General features: G+C 65.9%; 1 protein-coding gene. It reads right to left on the bottom strand.

What is annotated here, in order from left to right; translation table 11 throughout:
* Positions 1-211, bottom strand: a 211-nt coding sequence (locus PIGHUM_RS23820) for an Rpn family recombination-promoting nuclease/putative transposase (protein ID WP_148087268.1), incomplete at both ends; no start/stop codon positions are given.

The raw sequence follows: 211 nt of genomic DNA, 5'->3' as shown, positions 1-211 counted from the left end.
CGGCACGCCGTTGTACAGCACGATGGGCAGCATCGGCGGCAGCCGCCCGTCGCCTTGCGCGCCCTTGTGCCGCAGGATGTCTTCGTATTCCAGCCCGACGTAGGTCAGTGCTCGCAACGCCATGTAGGGATCGCTGCGCGACTGGAATTCCAGCAGCAGGTATACGTACACCCAGTCCCCGTGCCGGCTGCGCACCCGCCAGAGCATGTCG

Origin of the sequence: Pigmentiphaga humi, from assembly GCF_900606115.1 — a bacterium.
GTDB classification, from domain to species: domain Bacteria; phylum Pseudomonadota; class Gammaproteobacteria; order Burkholderiales; family Burkholderiaceae_B; genus Pigmentiphaga; species Pigmentiphaga humi.
The sequence above is the reverse complement of the archived record's forward strand: the minus strand, read 5'-3'. Positions and strand labels throughout refer to the sequence as shown.